This window comes from Hydrogenophaga sp. (assembly GCF_030651625.1).
Classification (GTDB): Bacteria; Pseudomonadota; Gammaproteobacteria; order Burkholderiales; family Burkholderiaceae_C; genus Hydrogenophaga.
The window spans coordinates 128,594-148,543 of the sequence record NZ_JAUSCF010000012.1 but is presented as its reverse complement, the minus strand read 5'-3'; the positions used below and the strand labels follow the sequence as shown (position 1 = coordinate 148,543).

General features: G+C 64.1%; 29 protein-coding genes. 15 read left to right on the top strand and 14 right to left on the bottom strand.

Going from position 1 to position 19,950, the window contains the following annotated elements; all coding sequences use genetic code 11:
• Positions 1-82 precede the first annotated feature (82 nt).
• The 13 genes from Q7V46_RS05425 to Q7V46_RS05365 all read right to left on the bottom strand — a co-directional run bounded on the left by Q7V46_RS05425 (position 83) and on the right by Q7V46_RS05365 (position 6,545).
• Positions 83-463 (bottom strand): DUF1566 domain-containing protein, encoded by a 381-nt coding sequence (locus Q7V46_RS05425; protein ID WP_304912496.1) that lies wholly within the window; start codon positions 461-463, stop codon positions 83-85.
• Positions 460-693, bottom strand: coding sequence for a hypothetical protein (locus Q7V46_RS05420; protein WP_304912495.1), 234 nt, complete (start codon positions 691-693; stop codon positions 460-462). The genes Q7V46_RS05425 and Q7V46_RS05420 overlap by 4 nt, the downstream gene beginning before the upstream one ends.
• Complete coding sequence (locus tag Q7V46_RS05415) at positions 690-1,067, bottom strand: ASCH domain-containing protein (RefSeq protein ID WP_304912494.1); 378 nt, start codon at positions 1,065-1,067, stop codon at positions 690-692. The genes Q7V46_RS05420 and Q7V46_RS05415 overlap by 4 nt, the downstream gene beginning before the upstream one ends.
• On the bottom strand, positions 1,064-3,058 hold the full coding sequence (locus tag Q7V46_RS05410) for a ParB/RepB/Spo0J family partition protein (protein ID WP_304912493.1): 1,995 nt from the start codon (positions 3,056-3,058) through the stop codon (positions 1,064-1,066). The genes Q7V46_RS05415 and Q7V46_RS05410 overlap by 4 nt, the downstream gene beginning before the upstream one ends.
• A complete protein-coding gene (locus Q7V46_RS05405; protein ID WP_304912492.1) occupies positions 3,055-3,486 on the bottom strand; it encodes a hypothetical protein in 432 nt (143 codons plus the stop codon). The genes Q7V46_RS05410 and Q7V46_RS05405 overlap by 4 nt, the downstream gene beginning before the upstream one ends.
• Before the next feature lie 2 nt (positions 3,487-3,488).
• The gene (locus Q7V46_RS05400) at positions 3,489-3,938 is read right to left on the bottom strand and encodes a hypothetical protein (RefSeq protein WP_304912491.1); all 450 of its coding nucleotides are present in this window, start codon (positions 3,936-3,938) and stop codon (positions 3,489-3,491) included.
• Between the two features lie 32 nt (positions 3,939-3,970).
• Positions 3,971-4,267 carry a hypothetical protein gene (locus tag Q7V46_RS05395; RefSeq protein WP_304912490.1) on the bottom strand — a complete coding sequence of 99 codons (297 nt, stop codon included), beginning with the start codon at positions 4,265-4,267 and terminating at the stop codon, positions 3,971-3,973.
• 56 nt (positions 4,268-4,323) lie between these two features.
• Entirely contained in the window at positions 4,324-4,653 is a 330-nt protein-coding gene (locus tag Q7V46_RS05390) for a hypothetical protein (RefSeq protein WP_304912489.1), read from the bottom strand.
• Entirely contained in the window at positions 4,628-4,834 is a 207-nt protein-coding gene (locus Q7V46_RS05385) for a hypothetical protein (RefSeq protein WP_304912488.1), read from the bottom strand. Before Q7V46_RS05385 ends, Q7V46_RS05390 begins: the two co-directional genes overlap by 26 nt.
• Positions 4,831-5,109 (bottom strand): hypothetical protein, encoded by a 279-nt coding sequence (locus Q7V46_RS05380; protein WP_304912487.1) that lies wholly within the window; start codon positions 5,107-5,109, stop codon positions 4,831-4,833. Before Q7V46_RS05380 ends, Q7V46_RS05385 begins: the two co-directional genes overlap by 4 nt.
• Positions 5,106-5,465: a hypothetical protein gene (locus Q7V46_RS05375; RefSeq protein ID WP_304912486.1), complete on the bottom strand. Its 360-nt coding sequence runs from the start codon at positions 5,463-5,465 to the stop codon at positions 5,106-5,108. The genes Q7V46_RS05380 and Q7V46_RS05375 overlap by 4 nt, the downstream gene beginning before the upstream one ends.
• A gap of 127 nt (positions 5,466-5,592) precedes the next feature.
• Positions 5,593-5,991 (bottom strand): YbjQ family protein, encoded by a 399-nt coding sequence (locus tag Q7V46_RS05370; RefSeq protein ID WP_304912485.1) that lies wholly within the window; start codon positions 5,989-5,991, stop codon positions 5,593-5,595.
• A gap of 203 nt (positions 5,992-6,194) precedes the next feature.
• On the bottom strand, positions 6,195-6,545 hold the full coding sequence (locus Q7V46_RS05365) for a helix-turn-helix transcriptional regulator (RefSeq protein ID WP_304912484.1): 351 nt from the start codon (positions 6,543-6,545) through the stop codon (positions 6,195-6,197).
• A 58-nt stretch (positions 6,546-6,603) separates the two neighbouring features.
• Between Q7V46_RS05365 and Q7V46_RS05360 the strand changes: the two genes are divergently transcribed.
• Positions 6,604-6,864, top strand: coding sequence for a helix-turn-helix domain-containing protein (locus Q7V46_RS05360; RefSeq protein WP_304912483.1), 261 nt, complete (start codon positions 6,604-6,606; stop codon positions 6,862-6,864).
• Positions 6,865-7,025: 161 nt separating this feature from the next.
• Here Q7V46_RS05360 and Q7V46_RS05355 read toward each other — a convergent pair whose 3' ends face one another.
• On the bottom strand, positions 7,026-7,274 hold the full coding sequence (locus Q7V46_RS05355) for a hypothetical protein (RefSeq protein ID WP_304912482.1): 249 nt from the start codon (positions 7,272-7,274) through the stop codon (positions 7,026-7,028).
• 83 nt (positions 7,275-7,357) lie between these two features.
• Here Q7V46_RS05355 and Q7V46_RS05350 point away from each other — a divergent pair, with 83 nt between their 5' ends.
• From Q7V46_RS05350 to Q7V46_RS05285, 14 genes are all read left to right on the top strand, one after another.
• Positions 7,358-7,561 (top strand): hypothetical protein, encoded by a 204-nt coding sequence (locus Q7V46_RS05350; protein ID WP_304912481.1) that lies wholly within the window; start codon positions 7,358-7,360, stop codon positions 7,559-7,561.
• A 235-nt stretch (positions 7,562-7,796) separates the two neighbouring features.
• Positions 7,797-8,165: a hypothetical protein gene (locus Q7V46_RS05345; protein WP_304912480.1), complete on the top strand. Its 369-nt coding sequence runs from the start codon at positions 7,797-7,799 to the stop codon at positions 8,163-8,165.
• Positions 8,165-9,226, top strand: a complete 1,062-nt coding sequence (locus tag Q7V46_RS05340; protein ID WP_304912479.1) for a toprim domain-containing protein — start codon at positions 8,165-8,167, stop codon at positions 9,224-9,226. Before Q7V46_RS05345 ends, Q7V46_RS05340 begins: the two co-directional genes overlap by 1 nt.
• A complete protein-coding gene (locus tag Q7V46_RS05335; protein WP_304912478.1) occupies positions 9,219-10,949 on the top strand; it encodes a primase-helicase family protein in 1,731 nt (576 codons plus the stop codon). Before Q7V46_RS05340 ends, Q7V46_RS05335 begins: the two co-directional genes overlap by 8 nt.
• Before the next feature lie 266 nt (positions 10,950-11,215).
• Positions 11,216-11,725 (top strand): hypothetical protein, encoded by a 510-nt coding sequence (locus tag Q7V46_RS05330; RefSeq protein ID WP_304912477.1) that lies wholly within the window; start codon positions 11,216-11,218, stop codon positions 11,723-11,725.
• Positions 11,718-12,314: a hypothetical protein gene (locus Q7V46_RS05325; RefSeq protein WP_304912476.1), complete on the top strand. Its 597-nt coding sequence runs from the start codon at positions 11,718-11,720 to the stop codon at positions 12,312-12,314. The genes Q7V46_RS05330 and Q7V46_RS05325 overlap by 8 nt, the downstream gene beginning before the upstream one ends.
• The gene (locus Q7V46_RS05320; RefSeq protein WP_304912475.1) at positions 12,311-12,529 is read left to right on the top strand and encodes a hypothetical protein; all 219 of its coding nucleotides are present in this window, start codon (positions 12,311-12,313) and stop codon (positions 12,527-12,529) included. Before Q7V46_RS05325 ends, Q7V46_RS05320 begins: the two co-directional genes overlap by 4 nt.
• Positions 12,529-14,631, top strand: a complete 2,103-nt coding sequence (locus Q7V46_RS05315; RefSeq protein ID WP_304912474.1) for a phage terminase large subunit family protein — start codon at positions 12,529-12,531, stop codon at positions 14,629-14,631. Before Q7V46_RS05320 ends, Q7V46_RS05315 begins: the two co-directional genes overlap by 1 nt.
• Positions 14,628-15,134: a hypothetical protein gene (locus Q7V46_RS05310; protein ID WP_304912473.1), complete on the top strand. Its 507-nt coding sequence runs from the start codon at positions 14,628-14,630 to the stop codon at positions 15,132-15,134. The genes Q7V46_RS05315 and Q7V46_RS05310 overlap by 4 nt, the downstream gene beginning before the upstream one ends.
• Before the next feature lie 34 nt (positions 15,135-15,168).
• Positions 15,169-15,681 (top strand): DUF4124 domain-containing protein, encoded by a 513-nt coding sequence (locus Q7V46_RS05305; RefSeq protein ID WP_304912472.1) that lies wholly within the window; start codon positions 15,169-15,171, stop codon positions 15,679-15,681.
• Between the two features lie 247 nt (positions 15,682-15,928).
• Positions 15,929-16,657, top strand: a complete 729-nt coding sequence (locus Q7V46_RS05300; RefSeq protein ID WP_304912471.1) for a hypothetical protein — start codon at positions 15,929-15,931, stop codon at positions 16,655-16,657.
• Entirely contained in the window at positions 16,654-16,890 is a 237-nt protein-coding gene (locus Q7V46_RS05295; RefSeq protein ID WP_304912470.1) for a hypothetical protein, read from the top strand. The genes Q7V46_RS05300 and Q7V46_RS05295 overlap by 4 nt, the downstream gene beginning before the upstream one ends.
• Positions 16,891-16,905: 15 nt before the next feature.
• A complete protein-coding gene (locus tag Q7V46_RS05290) occupies positions 16,906-18,534 on the top strand; it encodes a phage portal protein (protein WP_304912469.1) in 1,629 nt (542 codons plus the stop codon).
• Between the two features lie 11 nt (positions 18,535-18,545).
• Entirely contained in the window at positions 18,546-19,916 is a 1,371-nt protein-coding gene (locus tag Q7V46_RS05285) for a S49 family peptidase (protein ID WP_304912468.1), read from the top strand.
• Positions 19,917-19,950 lie beyond the last annotated feature (34 nt).

Sequence of the window (19,950 nt, the reverse complement as noted above, 5' to 3'; positions counted from 1 at the left end):
CGGCCAGTTCGGCCTGCTTTTGTTGGATGGTTTCAAGCGTGATGGTGGTCATTTGGGCTCTGAGGGAAAAAGGATTGAAGGATCAAGCGGTGAGGTGAATCAAGCGGACGGCAACAGCCGAGCCCTCGTAGCTCTTGTGGTTGCTGAGCTGGAGGCCGTAGTCGAAGTAGCAACGCCAGGCGAAGGAGGCGCCGTCTTCATCTGCGGTCCAGTGCCAGCTGGGGCGCAGTTGTTCCTTGAGGTTGGCGAACAGCAGGGCGGCCACCGGGCGGCTGGGTAGCTCACCGTCTTGCTTTGCTGCCCACGCCTTGGCGGCTTTCCAGTTCAGGTCTGTGCCCTGTGCTGGCAGCAGAACGGCAGCGCAGTGGGTGCCGTCTGGCTTGGTGGTGAGGCCTGCGAAGATGCCGCCTTCGAGCGTTTCGCCGATGGCTGGGAGTTCGGCGATGGTGATTTGGGTTTTCATGAGTTGCTCCTGGTTGAAGTGGTTGGGTTAAACAGGTGGTGACTGGGTTGCATTGCGTGCTCTCTCAGCACGGTCTGAACAGCGCTGGTGCTCCGATCGATGAACGCCTGGATCTGCTCTTCCTTGTCGCTGTTCTCGGGCTCGATGGTTTGCACCACCTTCACCGCGTTTTCGAGTAGCCCGGCGAGCACCAGGCATTGACCGCGCAGGTGGGTGACCTGGTCTGTCATGGTGTGACCCCCTTCACGTCGAAGTACTTCAGTTGCCCGTTCACTGGAAAGAAGGGCAGCGGCTTGCTGTCCTGGCACACGAACCCGAACGGGCCTGTGAACCACGGCGACGGGTGCGAGGTGACGCAGTCGGTGATGGTGGTGACGCCAACCACGCCGCCGCGCTCCAGCTCTTCGAAGGCGGGCAGGTGGGTGAGCAGGCCTTGCCCGATGAGCTGCTCGCTCACCTCTTCGTAGTAGCGCCTGGGCATGGTCTTGCCGGCGTGGATGAGGATGCGGCCGCGAAACTCGGTGGACCAGTCGCGGTTCTCCACCGGCTTGTGGCCGTTGACGATGCACCAAGCCCAGGGCTGGCGGATGCTGAGAGTGATCACGCTTCGGCCCCCTGGTCTTCATCTTCAATACCGTCCTGCATGCCTTCCTCGTCGTCGGTGGCTTCCCTTGTGGGCTGGCTGTTCTGGCGCTGCAGATCCTCTTGCACCTTGTCGCGCACGGCCAGAATGTCGATGCCCTGGGCCTGGAAGAACTGGGCTTCCTGTTCGTGCGACTGGATGTGCCCGTTGTAGAAGTCGATCGCCTCTTCCATCGCGGCCATGGTGATGAGCTGCCCGAGCTGGTCGGCGTCGAGCGATTCGATCTTCTCGCGCAGGTAGGCTTCGGCGTCGTCAGCGTCGCGTGCTTCCACCCAGCCCATGAATTCTTCGGTGTGGGGATGTGCGTCGTCTGCCTGGCACATGACGGTGATGGCCGCCAGGCGCAGATCGTCTACGGTGCGCGGGCGGGCGCGCACGCTGTCGAACAGACGCACGAACAGGGCGCGACGCACATGCTGGTCCCGCAGCGCTCGGTGCTCTTCTGGCATGGGGGCGGTTTCCACCAGTGGGCGGGCTCCCTTTTTGCCTTCAGGCTGCCCGTCAGGTTCTGGCGGCACGAGGTTGTTGGCGACTTCTTGCGGGATCACTTCGAACACCTTGCCGGTGTGTGGGTGCACCACCACGATGGGCTTGGGCGCCTTGCGGCCCTTGGCGCGCATGGCATCTTCAAAGGTGACGTCCAGTTCGCCACCGTCTGCCCCTGGCACGGTGTAGGCCGTGTTGGTGATCTTTTCGTATCCGGGCAGGTAGGTGGCGCTGCTGTGCGGGTAGGGCAGCAGCTTGGCGGCTTCGGCCTCGTCCATCACGGTGAGGCCGCGTGCCTGGGCGTCTGCCACGGCGCGGGCCACGTGGGCGGTTTTCTTGTCGGCCCAGCAGCTGCTGTCGGTGCATTGGTTTTCTGCGTTCTGGTCGGCATCGCCGAACAGGTCAGGGTTGGCGCCAGTGCGCTTGGGGCAGGTGGTGCATGGGCCTGCAGTCATCACCAGGCCGGGATCGTCGATGGCAAAGGGTGCCTGCCCCAGCAGCAGGTTGAACTTGTTGAACATGGACCGCACCACTTCGCGGAATGGCGCCGGTTCGGACTGGCCGTTCGGCAGCTTCCGGGCCATGCTCTTGATGAGCTTGACGGCGGCCACCTGGTCTTTCGGTGAAAGGCGAGACACCAATAGCCCGGTGCTGAGCTGCAGCGTGCCTTCGTACATGGCCTCGCGGCTCTCTGGGGTGAGGTCCAGCAGCTTCATGCGCTTGTGCACGTAGCTGGTGCCACGGCCCCGGCCCATCTTTTCCGCGATCTGTTCCACGGTGTAGCCCAGCTTCTCGCGCAGCAGGGCGAAGCCTTCAGCCTCTTCCATCGGGTCGAGGTCTTCGCGCTCGATGTTCTCCACCAGCTGCATTTCCAGCACGGCCTGGTCATCCATGTGGCGCACCACCATGGGCATGGTTTGCAGTTCGGCCATCTGGGCAGCGCGCCAGCGGCGCTCGCCTGCAATCACCTCGAAGGCTGGGCGGGGGTCCATGCCGCTGGTTTCTTCCAGGCGGCTGGGGGGCACCGGCCGCACGAGGATGGGGTTGCCCAAGCCGTGGGCAATGATGCTGTCTGCAAGGGTGCGCAGGCTGTCCACATCAAGGCCACGGCGGCGGCGGGGGTTGGTCAAGCTGTTGATCGCCTGCAGCGGTGGCACGTTGACCAGGCGCACCGCTGGGGTGTCTGCAGCGTCTGGCGCGTCGCCTGGTGCGTGTGGCTGGGCTTCGCCTGCATCGGTGGGGCCGGATACAACGCGGATCTGCTTGAGGTCGAAAATCTTCTCGCGCTTGCCCACGGCAACGGTCACGCCGCCGAACGGCGTGGTGCCCTTGAGCGTGCCGTACTTGCCGGCCCACATGTGGGGGTTCTCGGTCATCAGGTCAGTGCAGTCGTGATTGATCTGCACTTGGGAGCCGACAAGCGCGTCGACGTCGTCGATGGTGATGGTGGTGGTTTCAGTGGTCATGGCGATTGAGGGTTGAGGCCGGGGTTTTGGTCGATGGGGGTCACGCGGCCGTCTGGCCAGTGCAGTTTTGAGCCAATGCGGCTGGGCAGGGCGAAGGCTGCGAAACGATCGTTTCTGATGCCTGGGTTTTGCTTCAGCTCGGTGCCCTGGTAGTCGTTGGCACTGCGGGCCGCGTCCAGGCGCTGCAGGGTGGTCTTGCCGTTGGAGCTGGCGCGGCCGGCCAGCTTGTTCATCCCCTTGGCGGTGATGACCAAGCGGGTCTCGGTGGTTTCGTTGTTGCGGGCAGCGTGGCCCAGGTGCAGCAGGTTGTTGAGCGTGCTGGCTGGCAGCGACTTGAACGCGGCCTTGATCTGCTTGGCGGTCTGCGGGCCGTGCACCTGCAGGTGGCGCAGCACGTCGAGCGTTACGGGGTTGATTGCGCCTCGCATGGTCAGTAGGCCTTGCCGCCAGACGCCATGCGCGCTGCGGGCTTGTGGTCTGGACGCTTGGTGTTGAAGGCCAGCTTCTCAGCGATCGCGCCGCCAAGGTCCAGGCGCAGCGCGCCCGCAAGATCCGCGATTCGGATCACCGCGTCAGCCAGTTCCACCTCGATCATCTGGCGGTGCGGCAGCTTGTCGTCCATGAGGCCCTTGCGGTGCCCCTCCATGGCCTCGCTGACCTCGCTGTGTGTCAGGCACAGCTTCTGCGCCACCAGGGCTCTGGCCAGCAGCTCTTCCATCGGGTTCAGCGGGCTGTTGATGAGCGCGACCAGGTCGGTATCGGTGGGCAGGTGGGTCCACCAGCCAGCGGAATGGCTGGCTTCGTGGCAAAGGTTCATCAGGAAGTTGCCACAGTGCGCAGCGTGGTCCGCGTGCTGGGGGTTTGTGATTTCGGTTTTCATGGTCGTTTTTTTGAGCGAGTGGGGGGGGTGGATCAGTGCGCAGCGAGGGCGTCCAGAAACGCCTCGCGCGTGCGGAAGTGCAGGCGCACGTTGAAGAAGATCACGGCGGCACGGTCGATGGGCGCGGCCTTGTCGACCTCACTGCTCAGATCGGGCAGCAGGCGGCGCAGGTCCACGGTGGTGAGCTGGCCACCGTCGTGCTCAATCTCGCGCACCAGCGGGTCGGTGTTGACCTGGCGCAGCCACAGGCGATGGCCGCAGCGAAAGCAGATCTCCAGCTTGGGCAGCTGGAGCACGGGAAAACGCACCTCGGGGTGCGCAATGGGCATGGTGTGAAGCACGGGCTTCCTTTCGGCAAGGTGATGGAACGGGGGAAGGGCGAAGGTCAGTCGCTGTCGAAGTCGCCAGCGGCGGCGCGCTTGCGATCGATGCAACCTTGGGGAACAGGGGTCGAGGGCCGGTCGGCTTGGCGTCGAAGCCATGGGGACGGTGCAGGGCTGGCGTGTGGTGCCAGCTGCGCTGGTGCGGGCGCTGCGGGCTGGTGGCTCATCACGCGGCTTTCAGCGTGGGCACGCTGTGTGGCCAGGCCTTCCACCAGCTTGGCGCGCACAGGGTCTTCCAGCGTGGCTGCGAGCGTGTCTGGCCAGCTGGGCTGGCGGATACGCTCCCAGGCGTACTGGCGGTGGGCGTCACTGACTGCGACGTGCTGTGCCATGGCGACCCTTTTGGGGCAAGCGCACGAAGGTGGGCCGCGATACCGAGCGGAAGGGGGTGGACTCAAGCGCCATGGCCTTGGCTTGGCCGTCGAGCAGGCGAAGGATGCGCACGACGCTGTCGTTGCCCTCTGCGGCCTTTGGGCGGCCGTCCAGCGGAATGGTGGTGGGCTGGGCGTTCACAGTGCGCCCCCTTGCGAACGGTCGCCGGGCAGGCAGAGAAGTTCGTTCTCTGGCGTCCAGCTCACGCGGCTGGTTGGCCCCATGGCGGCGATGCACACGCGCTGTGCGGTGCGCTGCACCCGGTCGCTGTGCCGGGCATCTGCCTGGGCGTCTGCCAGGTGGTCAGCTGCGGCCTGGGCTTGCTGGTGGGCGCTGGGTGCGTATTCTTCGAGCGCGCTGCCACCCAGAATGATCACGACCAAAGCGATGGCCAGGGCGATGTTGGTGCCGTTCATACTGCACCGCCTGTGACTGGCACGAGGTTGCCGAAGTCGTCAATGACATGGGCTTCAAGGGTTCGAGCCCATTCGCGACCACGGCCATCAATCAGAATTTCGATGCCGTGCCAGTGCCAAGGGGTTTCGCTGCGATCGCGCCAGATTGAGATCCTGGCACCGCTCGCGTCTTTGGATGAGATGTAGTCGCTGTCGCCGTAGCTGCGCGTTCCGATTTCCATCGGTTGCAGGGTGACGATGCCGTCTTTGGCGCTCAGCGCTTCCAGCGTGCGGGCCTCGGCCTCGACGTGAATCTGCGCCAGCAGGCGCTGCACGGTCTTGCTGACCGTGGGGGTGGTTTGCTTGCGGTGTGCCATCTGACCTCCATTCGCCCGCGGTGGGCGTGGAGGTGATGATGCAACAGTGCATTACACATGTCAATGCATTTCTGCATCAGTTAACGCAAAAAAAACCGTACTGTGGCGGTTTCGATGTGCGCAGGCCTTAGACCAGGGTGACGGCGGTCCCTGTTGCAACGACGAAAAGCATGGATTTTCCGCCGCCGGAGATCTCGCTGTAGTCGAGGTCCACCCCTATCACTGCTTGGGCGCCGATGGCATAGGCTTCCATTTTGAGCTGGGTCATCACGGCGTTCTTTGCGTCTCTGAGCACGTTTTGAGTGCCTCCGCTGCGGCCACCAGTAAGGTCTGTGATGCCGGCGAACACGTCTCGAAAGATGTTCATGCCATAGGCGCACTCAGCAGAGATCACGTCGATCACCTTGCCAATCTCCCGGCCTGGCACGGTGTGTGTCGTTGTGAGTATCAGCTGTGCGGTGAGCTTTCTGTGCACGTCGGCTGGTATCTCTTCCTTTGGAATGGCTGACCAGTCGCCGGTGGCCATGGCGTGGTTCCGCGCCCTGGTTTTCTCGTAGAGGGCTTGATTGCGCTGGTGTGTTTCAGGGTCGAACTTTGCGTAAACGATGCCGCAGGCTGGGCAGCTGTGGTCCGGTCCGCTTTCTGTAGGCTGGCGTTCGTGGTTGCATTTTGGACAGACGATGGCCATCGTTTGACTCCCTCCCTGGCGGGTGCTACAGACCCATGAAGTTACTGTTGTTCGCCGCTGCCGGAGGCGATTTTGGGCGTTGATTCAACGAGCGAAGTGCTTGCCGCTACCAGCGCGTCTTTTTTGTACTCTGGCATGTGCTCCATGGCGATCAACACAGAGCGGATCTTGCGATCCTCTGTGAAGCCCGTCTCGCCGATGAGCTGGGAGACGGTGAGGTCAAAGTAGTTGGCCATCGCCATGACGTGGTCAAGGCTCATCGAATTTGTTAAGCCTGCCATGAATCGGTTCAGGCTGGACTGATTGAAGCCACAGGCCGTGGCGAGCTTCCGCTCGCTGATCTGGGCTTCGCTCATGAGAGTTTGTAGATTGGCGCGCATCTTTTCATGCATTCGTGCATTGTGCGCAGCCGGCTTGTCGAGTGATGCATTTGTGCATTATCATGGGGGTATGCACAAGAGCATTAAATGGTCGGAAGTCGTCGGGCTTATCCAGAAATCTGGGCGGAGTCAGCAGCAGATCGCGTCGCATGTGGGCGTCGATCAGTCCACCGTTTGCCGGCTGGCGGATGGGCGCGCACCTGAGCCCAGGTACAGCGTGGGCGAAAAGTTGCTCGCCCTTTTGGCCGAGGTGCAGAAGACGGAAGCTCCGCAGCCGACGCCTGTTGGCGCAACCCTCGCCGAACAAACCACTGAACACGAGGTAGCCTGAATGTTGCCAACGGTCTACACCGATGCATTGGTCAGGGCTGTGACGCCCGTTTGCCCCTGCCGCCTTCGCATGGGCTTGGCGTTCGATCTGCCCGATGGGCAGGTGGTGCGCCTGGCGCTGAATGAAGAGTCGGTCCGGTTCCTGCGTGCCTGCCTTGACGACTACAGCAGTTCTTTTGCCGGCACCCAGTCGCCCGGGTCGCCGCTGATTTCCAGTGAATCCATGTCGGTGCCATCTGAGGGCGAAAAAGTATGACCGCCGGCCACATCGTCGATCGCAGCGATCACGCTGTGATAGCTGCCCAGGCTTTCGTTTTTCCACATAGGGTGAAAACGTCCGTCGAGAGACTGGCCGATGAAGACCGGGCCTTTCTTGGTCATGTAGCCGACCAGCAGCGTGATGGAAGCCATGGGTGCCCCTTTCGAGAGGTGGTGTGAAGTGGAAGCCGCATTGTCTTTCGATTCGGGGAGCCCGCCCTTCAGGAGGGCGCGTAGTGCTTGAAATTGACCGCTCTTCGGGCCGGGTTCTGTTGCGCTGCGTGTTCTGCGACCCAGAGCGTGCAGCCACGGCCTTCACTGGATTGATGGCGCGGCTTTCCAGCCCGCCAGACGAACCCGAACCGACCGTGCACGTGACACCGCCCCGCGCGCCTTCGAGCGGGCCGGCCTTTGTGGAGCCAGTTGCGGAAGCGCTGTGATGGTTATGTGCACGCCCATTCTTGCCCGCCTGGCCGGGCTTGTTTTTTCCCCCGCCACCACGCTGGCCAGGCCCTCCCTGGCTGGCCTGTGCTGCGTTCGAACCTCCTCCTTGACCACCCTGCGCGTGGCACGGGCCGGTGGCGGGTTTTTCTTTTCGGTGTTGTGTGCTCATGGGAAAAATTTTTGCGCATCTGAGCCTCTCAACACCACTCAACAAATTTGAGAGGCACCGAAATGCACCAGGTTGCACTGCCCGTTGAAGTCTCACCAGCCGAGGTGATCCGCAAGCCCACGCTGGGCGCTGCGCTGGACCTGTGCCTGGAAGTGGCCGGGTTCGAGCCCAAGCAGGTTCAGGGCGCGCTGAAGCTGGACAAGGCGCAGTTCTCCCGCTGGCAAAGCGGCCAGGAAGGGGTGAACTGGCCCAAGCTGGAAGCGGTGATGGACCACTGCGGCAACGATGCACCCTTGCTGTGGATGGTCCACCGCCGGCATTACGACCTCACTGCCATGCGCAAGCTGGAGAACGAGCTGGAGCGGGAGAACCGCAAGCTGCGGGAAGAAAACGCGGCCTTTCGGCGCATCCTCACGGGGTCGCAGGCCTGATGTCGCAGTGGGAGAACCACCACCAGGTGCTGGGCCAGCTGGCGGCCTTTGGCATTGAGCTGCAGACGAAAGACGATGGCTTCCCCAAGCGCCTTGCCAAGCGGGTCACGTGCGGCAAAGGCGGGAAAGACTGGTACCGGGTGTATGAATTCACCCGCGACAACCGCACCTACCTGGTGGGCAGCTTTGGCACGTACCGCCATGGCGGCGCGTTCCAGAAGATCGAGGTGGACTGGGCACCGCTGAGCGAAGCGGAGCGCGAGCACCAGCGGGCACAGCGCCAGGCGCAGATTGACGCGGCCCGGGCTCGCAGGCTGGAGGAGATCGAGCTGGCGCGATCGAGTGCGCAAGACCTCTGGCGCAAGGCAGTGGCCGCCGGGCATTCCCCCTACCTGGAGCGTAAAGGCCTGCAGGGTGAAAGCTGCAAGTACCTGGCGCAACCCATGACGCTGCGCTGGCCTGGTGAGCCCGGGGAAGATGACACGATGGTGCGCCTGCCCGATGGCACGCTGGTGCTGCCGCTCATTCGATACGACTACCCGCGCGACCAGGCGCTGCGTGCCCTGCAGTTCATCCGGCCGGACGGTGGCAAGGTCTACCTGAAGGGGTTCGAGAAACCGGGCTGTGCCTTGCGCCTGGGCGACGTGACCGACGACACCCCGCTGCTGCTGGTGTGCGAGGGCTACGCCACCGGCCTTTCCACCCGCCTGGGTGTTGACCTGCAGTACCCGGTCTTCGTGGCCTGGGACGCGGGCAACCTGGCGCACGTGGTGCCGCTGGTGCGCGACCTGTATCCGCACAAGCGGCTGCTGATCTGCGCAGACGACGATTGGAGAACCAAGGACCGCCGCACTGGCCGCCTGAGCAACCCCGGGCGAAACGTGGCGCGCAAGGTGGCTCGCGAGGTATCCGGCTGCGACCTGGTGTGGCCGGTGTTCGACGCCACGCTGCGCCAAGACAAGGACACCGACTTCGATGATCTGCGCCAGCGCCAGGGCATTGACGCGGTGCGTCGCCAGCTGCGCGGTGTGATTGAAGCGATGGGGAAGGTCTATGGCTGAGCCGACGCCACCCGAGCCCACCACGCCGGCCGAGACCAGCGGCGAACAGGCGCCGCAGGCGCTCGATGCCGCAAGTGCGGCATCGCCTTCGCCGTCGTCAGCTCTCGACGCTTCAGCGTCGCTCGATAACGTTGTCTCTCTCGCAGAGCGGCAGGCTTTGAAGCGTGCGGTGGAAGAGGGCTGGTCATCACAGGACGAGCAAGGCACAAACTCGGCCATCCCCCCCCACCCCCCAGAAAGCGCCGATGCGCAACCATCGGGGGATGGGGGTAAGAGCCCCAGCGCGGATCAAGCGGCCGACAAGGCCGCGAAGCCGGGCAAGAAAGCAGAAAAGACCATCGACTGGGGCAAGTTCAACCACCTGGCCGAAAACTTCGCCCTGATCTATGGCACCGACACGGTGTGGGACGGTGGCCAGCGGATGATTATGAAGATCGCGAACATGGGCCACGCCCATGGCTCGGAGATGGTGCGGCTTTGGAAGGGCAGCGAGCGCCGGCGCACCGTGCTGCCGCAAGACGTGGTCTTCGACCCAACCGAGAAGTGCGACGCCGAACGCTGCGTCAACCTCTATGACGGGCTGGCCATGGAGCCAGTGGAGGGGAACGTGCAGCCCATGCTTGAGCTGATGCGCTACCTCACCAGCCGCGCCAGCGAGGACGATCAGGTGTGCGACAACGTCATGCACTGGCTGCTGTGCTGGCTGGCGTATCCGCTGCAGAACCCCGGCGCGAAGCTGCGCACCAGCGTGATCATGCACGGCGACGAGGGCGCGGGTAAGAACTTCCTGTTTGACACCGTGGTCGCGATCTATGGGAAATACGGTGCTCTGGTGGGCCAGGATGAGCTGGAAGACAAGTTCAACGACTGGCGGTCCTGCAAGCTGTTCGTGGTGGGTGATGAGGTTTCCAGCCGCGCGGAGCTGGTGCACAACAAAAACCGCCTCAAGGCCCTGATCACCTCACCGACGGTGCAGATCAACCCGAAGAACCTGCCCAGGCGTGAGGAAGCGAACCACATCAACATCGTGTTCCTCTCAAACGAGCTGCAGCCGCTGGCACTCGACAACAGCGACCGACGTTACCTGGTGGTCTACACGCCGAAGGCGAAGGACTTTCACTTCTACAAGCGCCTGGGGGACTGGCGCAGCAACGGCGGCACAGCGGCCTTCTACCACTACCTGTTGAACTATCCACTCGACGACTTCGACCCCTACAGCCCGGCACCGGTCACCGATGCCAAGACCGCGCTGATCACCATCAACCGCAAGAGCCCTGAGCAATTCTGGCTGGAATGGGCGGAAGGCGAGCTGGACCTGCCATACCAGACCTGCAGCGTGGCGCAGGCCTATGACGCGTACCTCAAGTGGTGCACCCGAACGGGCGAGCGGTACCCGTTCAAGCGAGAACAGTGGACGCCGACGGTGATTCGCTTCAGCGAGCACATGCGCCCGGACAACCCGGTACGCGTGAAGGTCATGAAGCTGGGCGATATCGCGGCGAGCAAGAAGGCGGAACGGATGTTCCTGACCTGCGAGATCCCAGAGCCTGTGTCCATCGGGTGGTCAACCGACCAGTCGGGGTTACCCGTGGAGGAGCGCGAGACCCAGGGCAAATGGGCCACACGCTGCGTGATGGAGTTCGATAAGCACCTGAAGGCCTACCGTGGATGGGAACCCCGGTCCCCTGGGAGTAAGAACACCAGCGATGGGGGTGATGAATGAGCCCGGCGAGTTACGCGGTTACGCGGGGGTGTAACTCCAAAACCCAGCAACGGCGCGGGAAGTTACGCGGTTACGCGGTTACGCGCCCCTCTATACATGTGTGCGGGCGTGCGGGTGCGCGTGCACATGCGTGCGCATGCATGTGCGTGCGAGTGGGTGTAACCGCGAAACCGCGTAACTCGCTAGGCGGGCTGCGGGTTTCGTGGTTACGCGCGCGCGCAACCGCGTAACTCCACTTTCATTTTTTCAAAAAGAGAAAGAAGTAGATGGACCAGACCACCGAACCAACAGCCAGCAGCTCGACAGATCGTCGCCGCCAGGCCATGCCCACGGTGGCCCAGTTCATCGACCAGTGCCGGGCCATGTACGACGGCCAGTTCGTGGACCTCGACGCCGCGATGGCCACAGCACAGAAGGCAAGGCGCGAGCATGCGGACGTGCTGGATCAGCAGGGTGCGCAAGCAGCAAGGCAATGGCTCAAGACCAATGCCAAGCGCTGCACCTTCTACGCTGCAGAAGGCGGGCGCGTGGTGGGCCTGGCCTCGCCGTGGGGTGCTGCGGCATCTGCTGGACCTGCTGGGGGTGAGGCCGGCCCACCCCCCGCGCGCCAGCAGGTGACCCCCCCTATAGGTACTCCCCCAGCACCAAGCCGCCGGGGTAATTCGCCCCCCGCGCGCGCGCCAGTGGTTGGCGGGGGGCAAAGTGAACAGGTTGGTGGACAAACGGGCCGTTCACCTGCTGACCTTGCCCTGCAAGGGGGTGTTCACCGTGGCTAAGGTGCAGCTCATGGGCCTGCGTGAGTACGCGCGGCATCGCGGGTGCGCCGTGTCGGCTGTGGCGAAGGCGATCAGTGAAGAGCGGATCTCGGTGATCCTGGACGAAAAGGGGCGCAAGTGCATCGACCCCGACGTGGCGGATATCCAGTGGGCAAAAAACACCCGCGCGCGGGCCGACAGCGTGCGGCCTGCAGCGAGTTCTGCAGCTGGCGAAGGGGATGGTGGCGGCGCAAGCCCTGAAACGCCTACAGCGCCCGAAATCGGCGCCGACGCAGCGTCAAAGGCCGCGTACACCGACTACCGCGCCCAGACCGAGCAGGAAACCCTGCGCCAGAAGCGTCGGGAGAACATGGCAGCAGAGGGAAAGCTGGCCGATGTGGTGCAACTGCGCCGCGCAGTATTCGATGGCTTTCGCCTCCTGCGCGATCGCGCGATGGCGGTGCCGCAGCGCGCAGCACCTCGCTGCATCGGGCTGAGCGACGCGCGGGACATCGAGCGCGTGATTGATGAGGAGCAACGCCGCGCGTTTGCTGACTGGGAGCAGACCATGCACGAAAAGCTGCCACAGCCGCAGGAGGATCAACAGTGATCCAGATCGAGCGCGCAAACCAAGGCCACCGCTACCGCCTGCGCGATGGCAGGCACAAGGGCCGCGACGTGCTGTGCATGCTCGGTGGCACCAGCCCCCTGGTGTCGTTGATCTTCGACAACGGGGAGTGGCCATTTCCAAGCAAGCCATTCTCCGTCTCGCTTGCAGAGCTGGAGCCGTTGCCCATGTGCTACTTCAACGGCGAGGTGCCCTGATGAGGTTTCACTTTGCTGACGGCTACGCCCTGGGCATCACGGCTGCGATCGAAGGCGCACGCCCGGACCCGGAGCTGCGGGTCGACGAGTGGGCCGAGGAGTTCATGATCCTGCCCAAGTCGGGGCCGGCACCGGGTGAGTTCCGCTTCGACCGGTCTTACCCGGCCCGCCGCGTGCACCAGGTGCTATCGCCCGGGCACCCCTGCAAGCGCGTGGTGGCGCGGGTGGCCTCTCAGATGTTCAAGACGCAGACGGCGTTGAACTGGATCGGGGCGTTGATCCACCGCCGCCCGCGCAACATCCTGGCGCTGGAGCCGACCGACACCCTCGTGAAACGGTTCAGCGCCCGTGTGTCGACCATGATCCGCAACGTGCCCGAGCTGCGCGAACGGGTGTCGGCAGCGAAAAGCCGGGACAGCCGCAACACCGTGCAGGCAAAGGACTTTCTGGGCGACGCAACTCTGTACATGAACACCGCCGGCTCGGCGGCAAACCTGGCCGAGGTATCGGCGCCCTACATCTACGTGGACGAGATCGACCGCCTGGAGCGCAGCGTGGACGACGAGGGCGACCCGGTCGAGCTGGCCGAGGCCCGCGCCACGCAGTACGCGAACGACGCCAAGTTCTTCTACACATCCAGCCCGAGTGTGAAGGGCATGTCGAAGATCGACGAGCTGTTCGAGATGGGAACGCGCGAGGAATATCACGTGCCGTGCCCGCACTGCGGTCACCTGCACGCCTTGGCGCTGGCCAACTTCCAATATGCCCGCGATCCCGAAACCGGATTCATGGACCGTGCGTGGTTCGTATGCCCTGAGTGCGGTTTCGAAATCGACGAGCACCACAAGACCACCATGCTGCCCGACGTGGCTGCGGGAGGAGAGGCCCGGTGGGTCGCCACCGCGAAGGGCGACGGTGAAACCATCAGCTTCACCTGCAGCGCGTTCTACATGCCGGTGGGTGCCATCACCTGGTTGTCGCTGGCCCGCCAATACGCCCGCGCCAAGGACCGGTTGCAGCGTGGCGACCATGAAGCGATGCAGGTGTTCTTCAACACCCGCATGGGCCTGAGCTACGACAACACGGAGTCCGTCAGCACCGCCGACCAACTGCGCTCCCGCGCCGAGCCGTACCCGATGCGGATCATTCCCGATCGCGCCCTGGTGGTCACCATGGCCGTGGACACCCAGGGCGACCGCCTGGAAGCGCAGATCGAGGCCTGGGGTCCTGGCCTGGAGCACTGGGTGCTTGACTACGAGAAGATCATCGGCTCTCCCAGCCTTGCACCCGGTAGCCATGGCAGCCCGTGGAACCGGGTGGACGAGATCCGGCGCACGCCGCTGCTGCACGCCAGTGGCCGCGCCATCATGATCAGCGCCTATGCTGTAGACACCGGCGGCTCGAACACGCAGGACGTGTACAACTACACGGCCGCCCGAAAGGGCCTGCACTGCGTTGCCATTCACGGCGCCACCCGGCCCAACCGACCCATCATCGGCATGGCGCCGAAGAAGGTGGACATTGAGTGGGGTGGCACCAAAACCCCGGACGGCGTAGAGCTTTGGGAAGTCGGTACCGACGTGGCCAAGGACCACCTGCTGCTGGATCGCATGAAGCTCACAGAGGGGCCAGGCGCCATGCACTTCCCCGACGCCATTGACGAGCAGTGGTTCGACCAGCTGGTGGCCGAGCGCATGGTGGTTGTGTACCGCAAGGGACGGGCTGTTCGGCAGTGGATCAAGCCCAACGGCGTGCGCAACGAAGCCACTGACTTGAGCGTCTACAACCTCGCCATGGCCCACAAGCTGGGCTTGCACAAGTGGTCCGAGCTGGACTGGCGCGAGCTGCGCAAGAAGCTCATCCCGCCCACTGGCGACCTTTTCGCGCCGCAGCCCACACCAACGCCACCGCGCCCGATCGAGCTGACCGACCCTGAGACAGGCGAAATCCTGACCGACGACCAAACAAGAGGCCCGACCGCCCCAGCGGATACGTATCCACCAGCCGAGCCACCCAGCCCACCATCACCACAACCCATCCCCATGGCCGCCCTGCAGGCACCAGCCGTGGGCCGCCGCATCATCAACCGAGGAATGAGATGAACACGCCACCCGCCCGTCTTGCGGCACCTGCACCCCTCGAAACCGACGACGAGGCCGTTGACGATCAGCCCGGTGACGAGGATCTGAAGCTGATTTTTGAGGAGTGGTCTTACTGGTGCCGCACCAGGCGATACTTCGGCCCCGCGCCTGTCGGTGGCAGCTTGCTGGGCAAGTTGAGCGGCAAGAGCAGGCCCATGCGCCACGTGGGTGGCCCGGATGCCCCATGCAATGCGCGCCTGGCGGCCCTGCACCTGGCCATCATCGGGCAGCCGCGCGACGCGCTGGATACGCGGGTGTTCTGGCTCTACTACGGTGAGCGCACCGCCTACATCAAGACCGCCGCCGAAGCGCTGGGCATCAGCCGGAACCACTTCTACCGCCTGTTGCGCGCATTCAGCCACCGCGTGATCGCTGCGGCCAACCAGATCGAACAAGAAAATAACGCGGTCTTGGCAACTTTGCCGCACCGCTTCCCCCTTCGGGTGGTTGACTCCGAACAGTGACGCAGGCACACAATCACTGGAAGGAGATCACTACATGCTGAAGATTGCGTTTTCCATGCTGCTGGCCGTGGCCGCGTCGCAGGCCGTGGCCGTCAACAAGTGCACCGGGCCAGACGGCAAGGTAACTTTCCAGGACGCACCTTGCGCAGGCAAAGGTGGCGCCATCGAAGTGAGACCAGCCAGTGGCAGCACCACCGTGCAGCCCGCCACAGCAAAGGCCGAAGTGGAGCGCATCAATGCGTCAGTGGCCGCCAGTGCCCAGGCGCGACGCGTCATCGAGCTGGACGCGCTGTTGATACCGCGTGCTCGCGGTGCACTGACGCAGCACCTTAGCGACTGCGCGAGAAAGCGTCGCGATCTGGAGGCCAGCCAGTACGCCTATCTGCAAAACCTGTACGGCAAGACGCATGCAGCGCAGAAAGCGGCAGAGATAGTGCAGCTCTCGCTTGACTGCGAACGCGGCGAACGCTCGCTGGGCTACCAACTGGGCGAGCTGCAGGCCGAGCGCGACCGGCTTGCCCGTGCCGAGCCCGCGCCGCAAAACTGATCCATACAACGCAAGGGGCGGTTTCGTCAATGCCGTTTTTGTCACCTCCAGAGGTGACAACAAACCGCTTGAAAGCAGGTTACACAAAGGCCCAAAATAGGCACCAATTCATCTAGGTCTGAAAAGTCCGCCACCCACACAAACCACCATGTAATCCCACCGCACAAACCACAGCAACCACTGTGAACAGAAGGCCCCGCGCACGAAAGTGCCGGGGCCTTTGCTTTGGGAAAACCACCTCCACCACATGCTCGTAATCTCTTCACGCGGCCCACGAAACGGGCTAGCGGACGCCATTCGCAGCATGCGGGACATTCCTGCCCGTGTCTTGCCCTATGCGGCCAGCACTGCGCTCACTCGCACGGCCAGCGCCATCGCAAAGACCGATCTGCCGGACGAAATGCGGCGCGTGTTTGACCGCCCCACCCGGTACACGCTCAACAGCCTGCGCATTCAGGCCGCGACGCGCCAGACCTTGAGCGCCAGCATCTGGGTGAAGGACGATGCAGGCGGCGGCAACAAGCCGGAAAACTTCCTGCTGCCCGGAGTTGAAGGCGGCTCACGCGGTGAAAAGCGCTTCGAGCGTGCGTTGCGCTACGCCGGGCTGCTGGGTGCGGGTGAGCGTGTCATGCCGGGCCGGCAGATCGAACTCGACGCGAACGGGAACATACCTGCAGCGCTGCTGCGATCGGTGAATGCCTGGGCAAAGTCGGGCGCCGCGCGCAAGGCCAAGCGCACGAAAGACAGCAAGGCCGCCAACCCACGCGGCTATTTCCTGTTTGGCAAGCCTGGCGCTCGCGTTCGTGGCATTGCGCAGCGCAGCGGGCCCGTGGTGATGCCGCTGCTGATCTTCACCAAGCAGCCCACCTACACCTCGCGGCTTGACTTCACCGGCGTGAATCAGCGGGCAACGGAGCGCATATTCCCGGCCGAACTTGACCGAGCCGTCAACGACTTGTTGAGCCGCCGCGCATGACCTACGCCGAACTTGTGGCCCGCCTGGCCAACTACCTGGCCGCCGAGCAGAAGATCCTGCAGAGCCAGGAATACACCATCGGCCAGGGGGGCACCGCACGCCGCAACCGCCGCGCAGATCTGGCCGATGTGCGGGATGAGATCGAGAAGATCAACAACCTGATCGCCACGGTGCCCGACAACCCCGCGAACCGTGGTGCCCGCCGCATTCGCTACCTGCGCCCCCGTGGCTAAGAGGTTCACACGCACATGTTGAACCTCATCGACAAGGCGCTTCTGCCCATTGATCCGCAGCGGGTGGTTGGCCGCCTGCAGGCCCGCGCCCGTGTGGACGCCCTCATGTCCATTTCCGCGTCTGGTGGCTCCGGCACGCCCGGCCCTGGTGGTGGCACCAGTGGTAGCGGCGCCGGCACGCGGTGGTGGTGGCCTTTCGCGCGCAGCGCTGGCCGTGACACGCTCCCCCAGCTGGGCACACAGCGCGGGGCGTCGCGCGAGCTGGTGCGGACCAACCCCATTGCGGCCGGCGTCATTCAGACCAACGTGGATCGCATCGTTGGCACCGGCCTGGCCTTCGTCGCATCGCCCAATGCCAGGGCACTGGGCTGGAGTGCTGACCAAGTGGCCGAGTGGAAGGCCACCACCCAGGCTGAATACAGCATGTGGGCAGACGATGCGCAGGCCTGCGACTTCACGGGGGAGCAGAACTTCTACGAAGCACAGGGCACGGTGGTGCGCGGCACAAAGGAAAGCGGCGACATCTTCACCCTGCTGCCAGTGGCCGAGCGCACCCGAATGTATCCGTATGCGCTGCGCTTTCAGCTGATCGAGGCCGACCAGATTGGCAACCCCATGGGCCAGATGGACACCGAAGCGATTGCGGGTGGCATCCGCTTCGGCCCAGGCGGTCGCCCACTGGCTGCGCACATCTATGACCGCCACCCAGGCGGTGGATACACGGGCGCCAAGGCCGGCAGCATGTACGCCGGTGAGTGGGTGAACTTCACCGGTGACAGTGGCCGCCGCCGCTTGCTGCACCACTACAAAAAGCTGCGGCCCGGCCAGCCTCGTGGCGTGCCCTATCTGGCCCCGGTGATCGACTTCATCAAACAGATCGGCCGCTTCACGGAAGCCGAAGTCAACGCAGCCGTGTTGAACGCCTTCTTCACGGTGCTGATCGAGACGGAGAACGGCAATGCCGCCCCGGTATTTGGTGCGGACGGGCAGGGCGGTGCCGCCCCGGCTGGCGGATCGGACGAAATCGGTCTGGGCATGGGTGCCGTGATTGGCCTGGCCAAAGGCGAAAAAGCCTCGTTTGCCGACCCCAAGCGCCCGAACCCCAACGCCGACGCCTTCATCGTCGGCATGCTGCGGCTGATCGGCATGGGCCTGGGCATCCCCGTCGAGCTGCTGACCAAGCAGTTCAACAGCTCGTACAGCGCCAGCAAGGCCGCGCTGCTGGACGCATGGGTCTACTTCCGTGGCGAACGGTTCTGGACCGGCCTCACCTTCTGCCAGCCCATCGTGGAGACCTGGCTGGCAGAGGCGGTGTACCTGGGGCGTGTGAAGGCGCCCGGTTTCTTTTCCGACCCCTTGCTGCGGTGGGCCTACACCCGCGCGGCCTGGCCGGGCGACAGCATGGGCAGCATCAACCCGAAAGACGAGGTCGCCGCCTACACCGCCGCCATCGACGCTCGCCTGATGACCCGCGAGCGTGCGGAATGGGAGCTGGGCGGAACCGACTGGAACGAGACGTTCGACCAGAAGCTGGCTGAACACCTGCGCTTGTCCAAAAACAACCTGCTCCCCGTCCCCAAGGCCGGCGCACCTGCGCCGCAAGAAGACAGCGAGCGCTCCAGCGCGCCGTCGCCCACACGATAGGACCGGACACCATGACTCTCATCGACTTGCTTCGCGGCGCCTGGGCCATTCAGCCCGATCGCCTGCTGGAAATCCAGTCGATCTACGACACGCACCTGCGCGGCGAAAAGATCGACCTTCCCGCACTGGAGGCCCGCCTGGGCCGCCCCCTCGCCAGCGAGCAGCAGGAATACCGCATCCGCGAAGGCGGGGTCGCTGTGCTGTCCATCGAGGGTGTGCTGGCCCCCAAGGCGAACCTGTTCATGCGAATCAGCGGAGGCGTCAGCACCCAGCTGCTCGTCAAGCAGGTGGAAAGCGCTGTGGCAGATCCACGCGTGCGCGGCCTGATCCTGCAGGTTGATAGTGGCGGTGGCAGCGCCTTGGGCGTGCCCGAGCTGTCGGAAACCATCCGGGAGCTGGCCGCCGTCAAGCCCATCGTCACGGTTACCGACGGCGTCATGGCGAGTGGCGCTTACTGGCTGGGCTCTGCCGGAAACGCGGTGTTTGGCAGCGGCACCACGGTTCAGGTGGGCTCCATCGGCGTGGTGATGACCCACAACTACACGCCGAACGCCAGCAACGGCCAGACCACCGAAATCACGGCCGGCCGCTACAAGCGCATGGCCACCAGCGCCAAACCACTGGACGAAGAGGCCACCGCCTACCTGCAGCAGATGGTCGACCACATCTACAGCGTGTTTGTGGATGCCGTGGCACAGAACCGCAGCGTGACTTCTGAAGAGGTGCTGCAACACATGGCCGATGGCCGCGTCTTCATCGGCCAGCAGGCGGTCGACGCTGGTCTGCTGGATGGCTTTGCCACCGTTGACCAGGTCGTCGATCGCATGGCGGCCAACCCCTCAGAGTTCGCCACCCGCCGCAAGGCGAAGGTGGCGGCATCTGCCCCTGCCCGAAAGCCCGCCGGTGCGCGGACTGAAGGCGACCCGCAACCCGAGCCGGTGCTGCTCGACCCTCCCGCAAACCCACCCTCAAAGGAAACCACCATGGATATGAAGACCCTGGCGGAGCAGCACCCAGAACTGCTCACCACCATCCAGGCCGAAGCCCGCGCCGCCGGTGCCAAAGTCGAACAAGAGCGCGTCGCCGCTGTGCGAGCCCAGTCGATGAAAGGCCACGAAGCCCTGATCGAGAAGCTCGCCGCCGACGGCAAGACCACCGGCCCGGAAGCCGCGATGGTCGTGCTGGCCGCCGAGCGCGCCCAGCAGGAAGCTGCAGGCAAGGCCTTTGTTGAGAGCGACGCACCCGCGCCCGCCAAGACCAGCGTCGCCCCCAGCGACCAGGCGAAGACCAAGACGCAACAGGTAGCGGAAGCGAAAGCCTACGCCGCTGAACACAAGGTCGACTTCATCACCGCGATGAAGAAGCTGGGCTTCGCCGCCTGATCCCCACTGAACATCAACTTTAGGAGTCACGCAC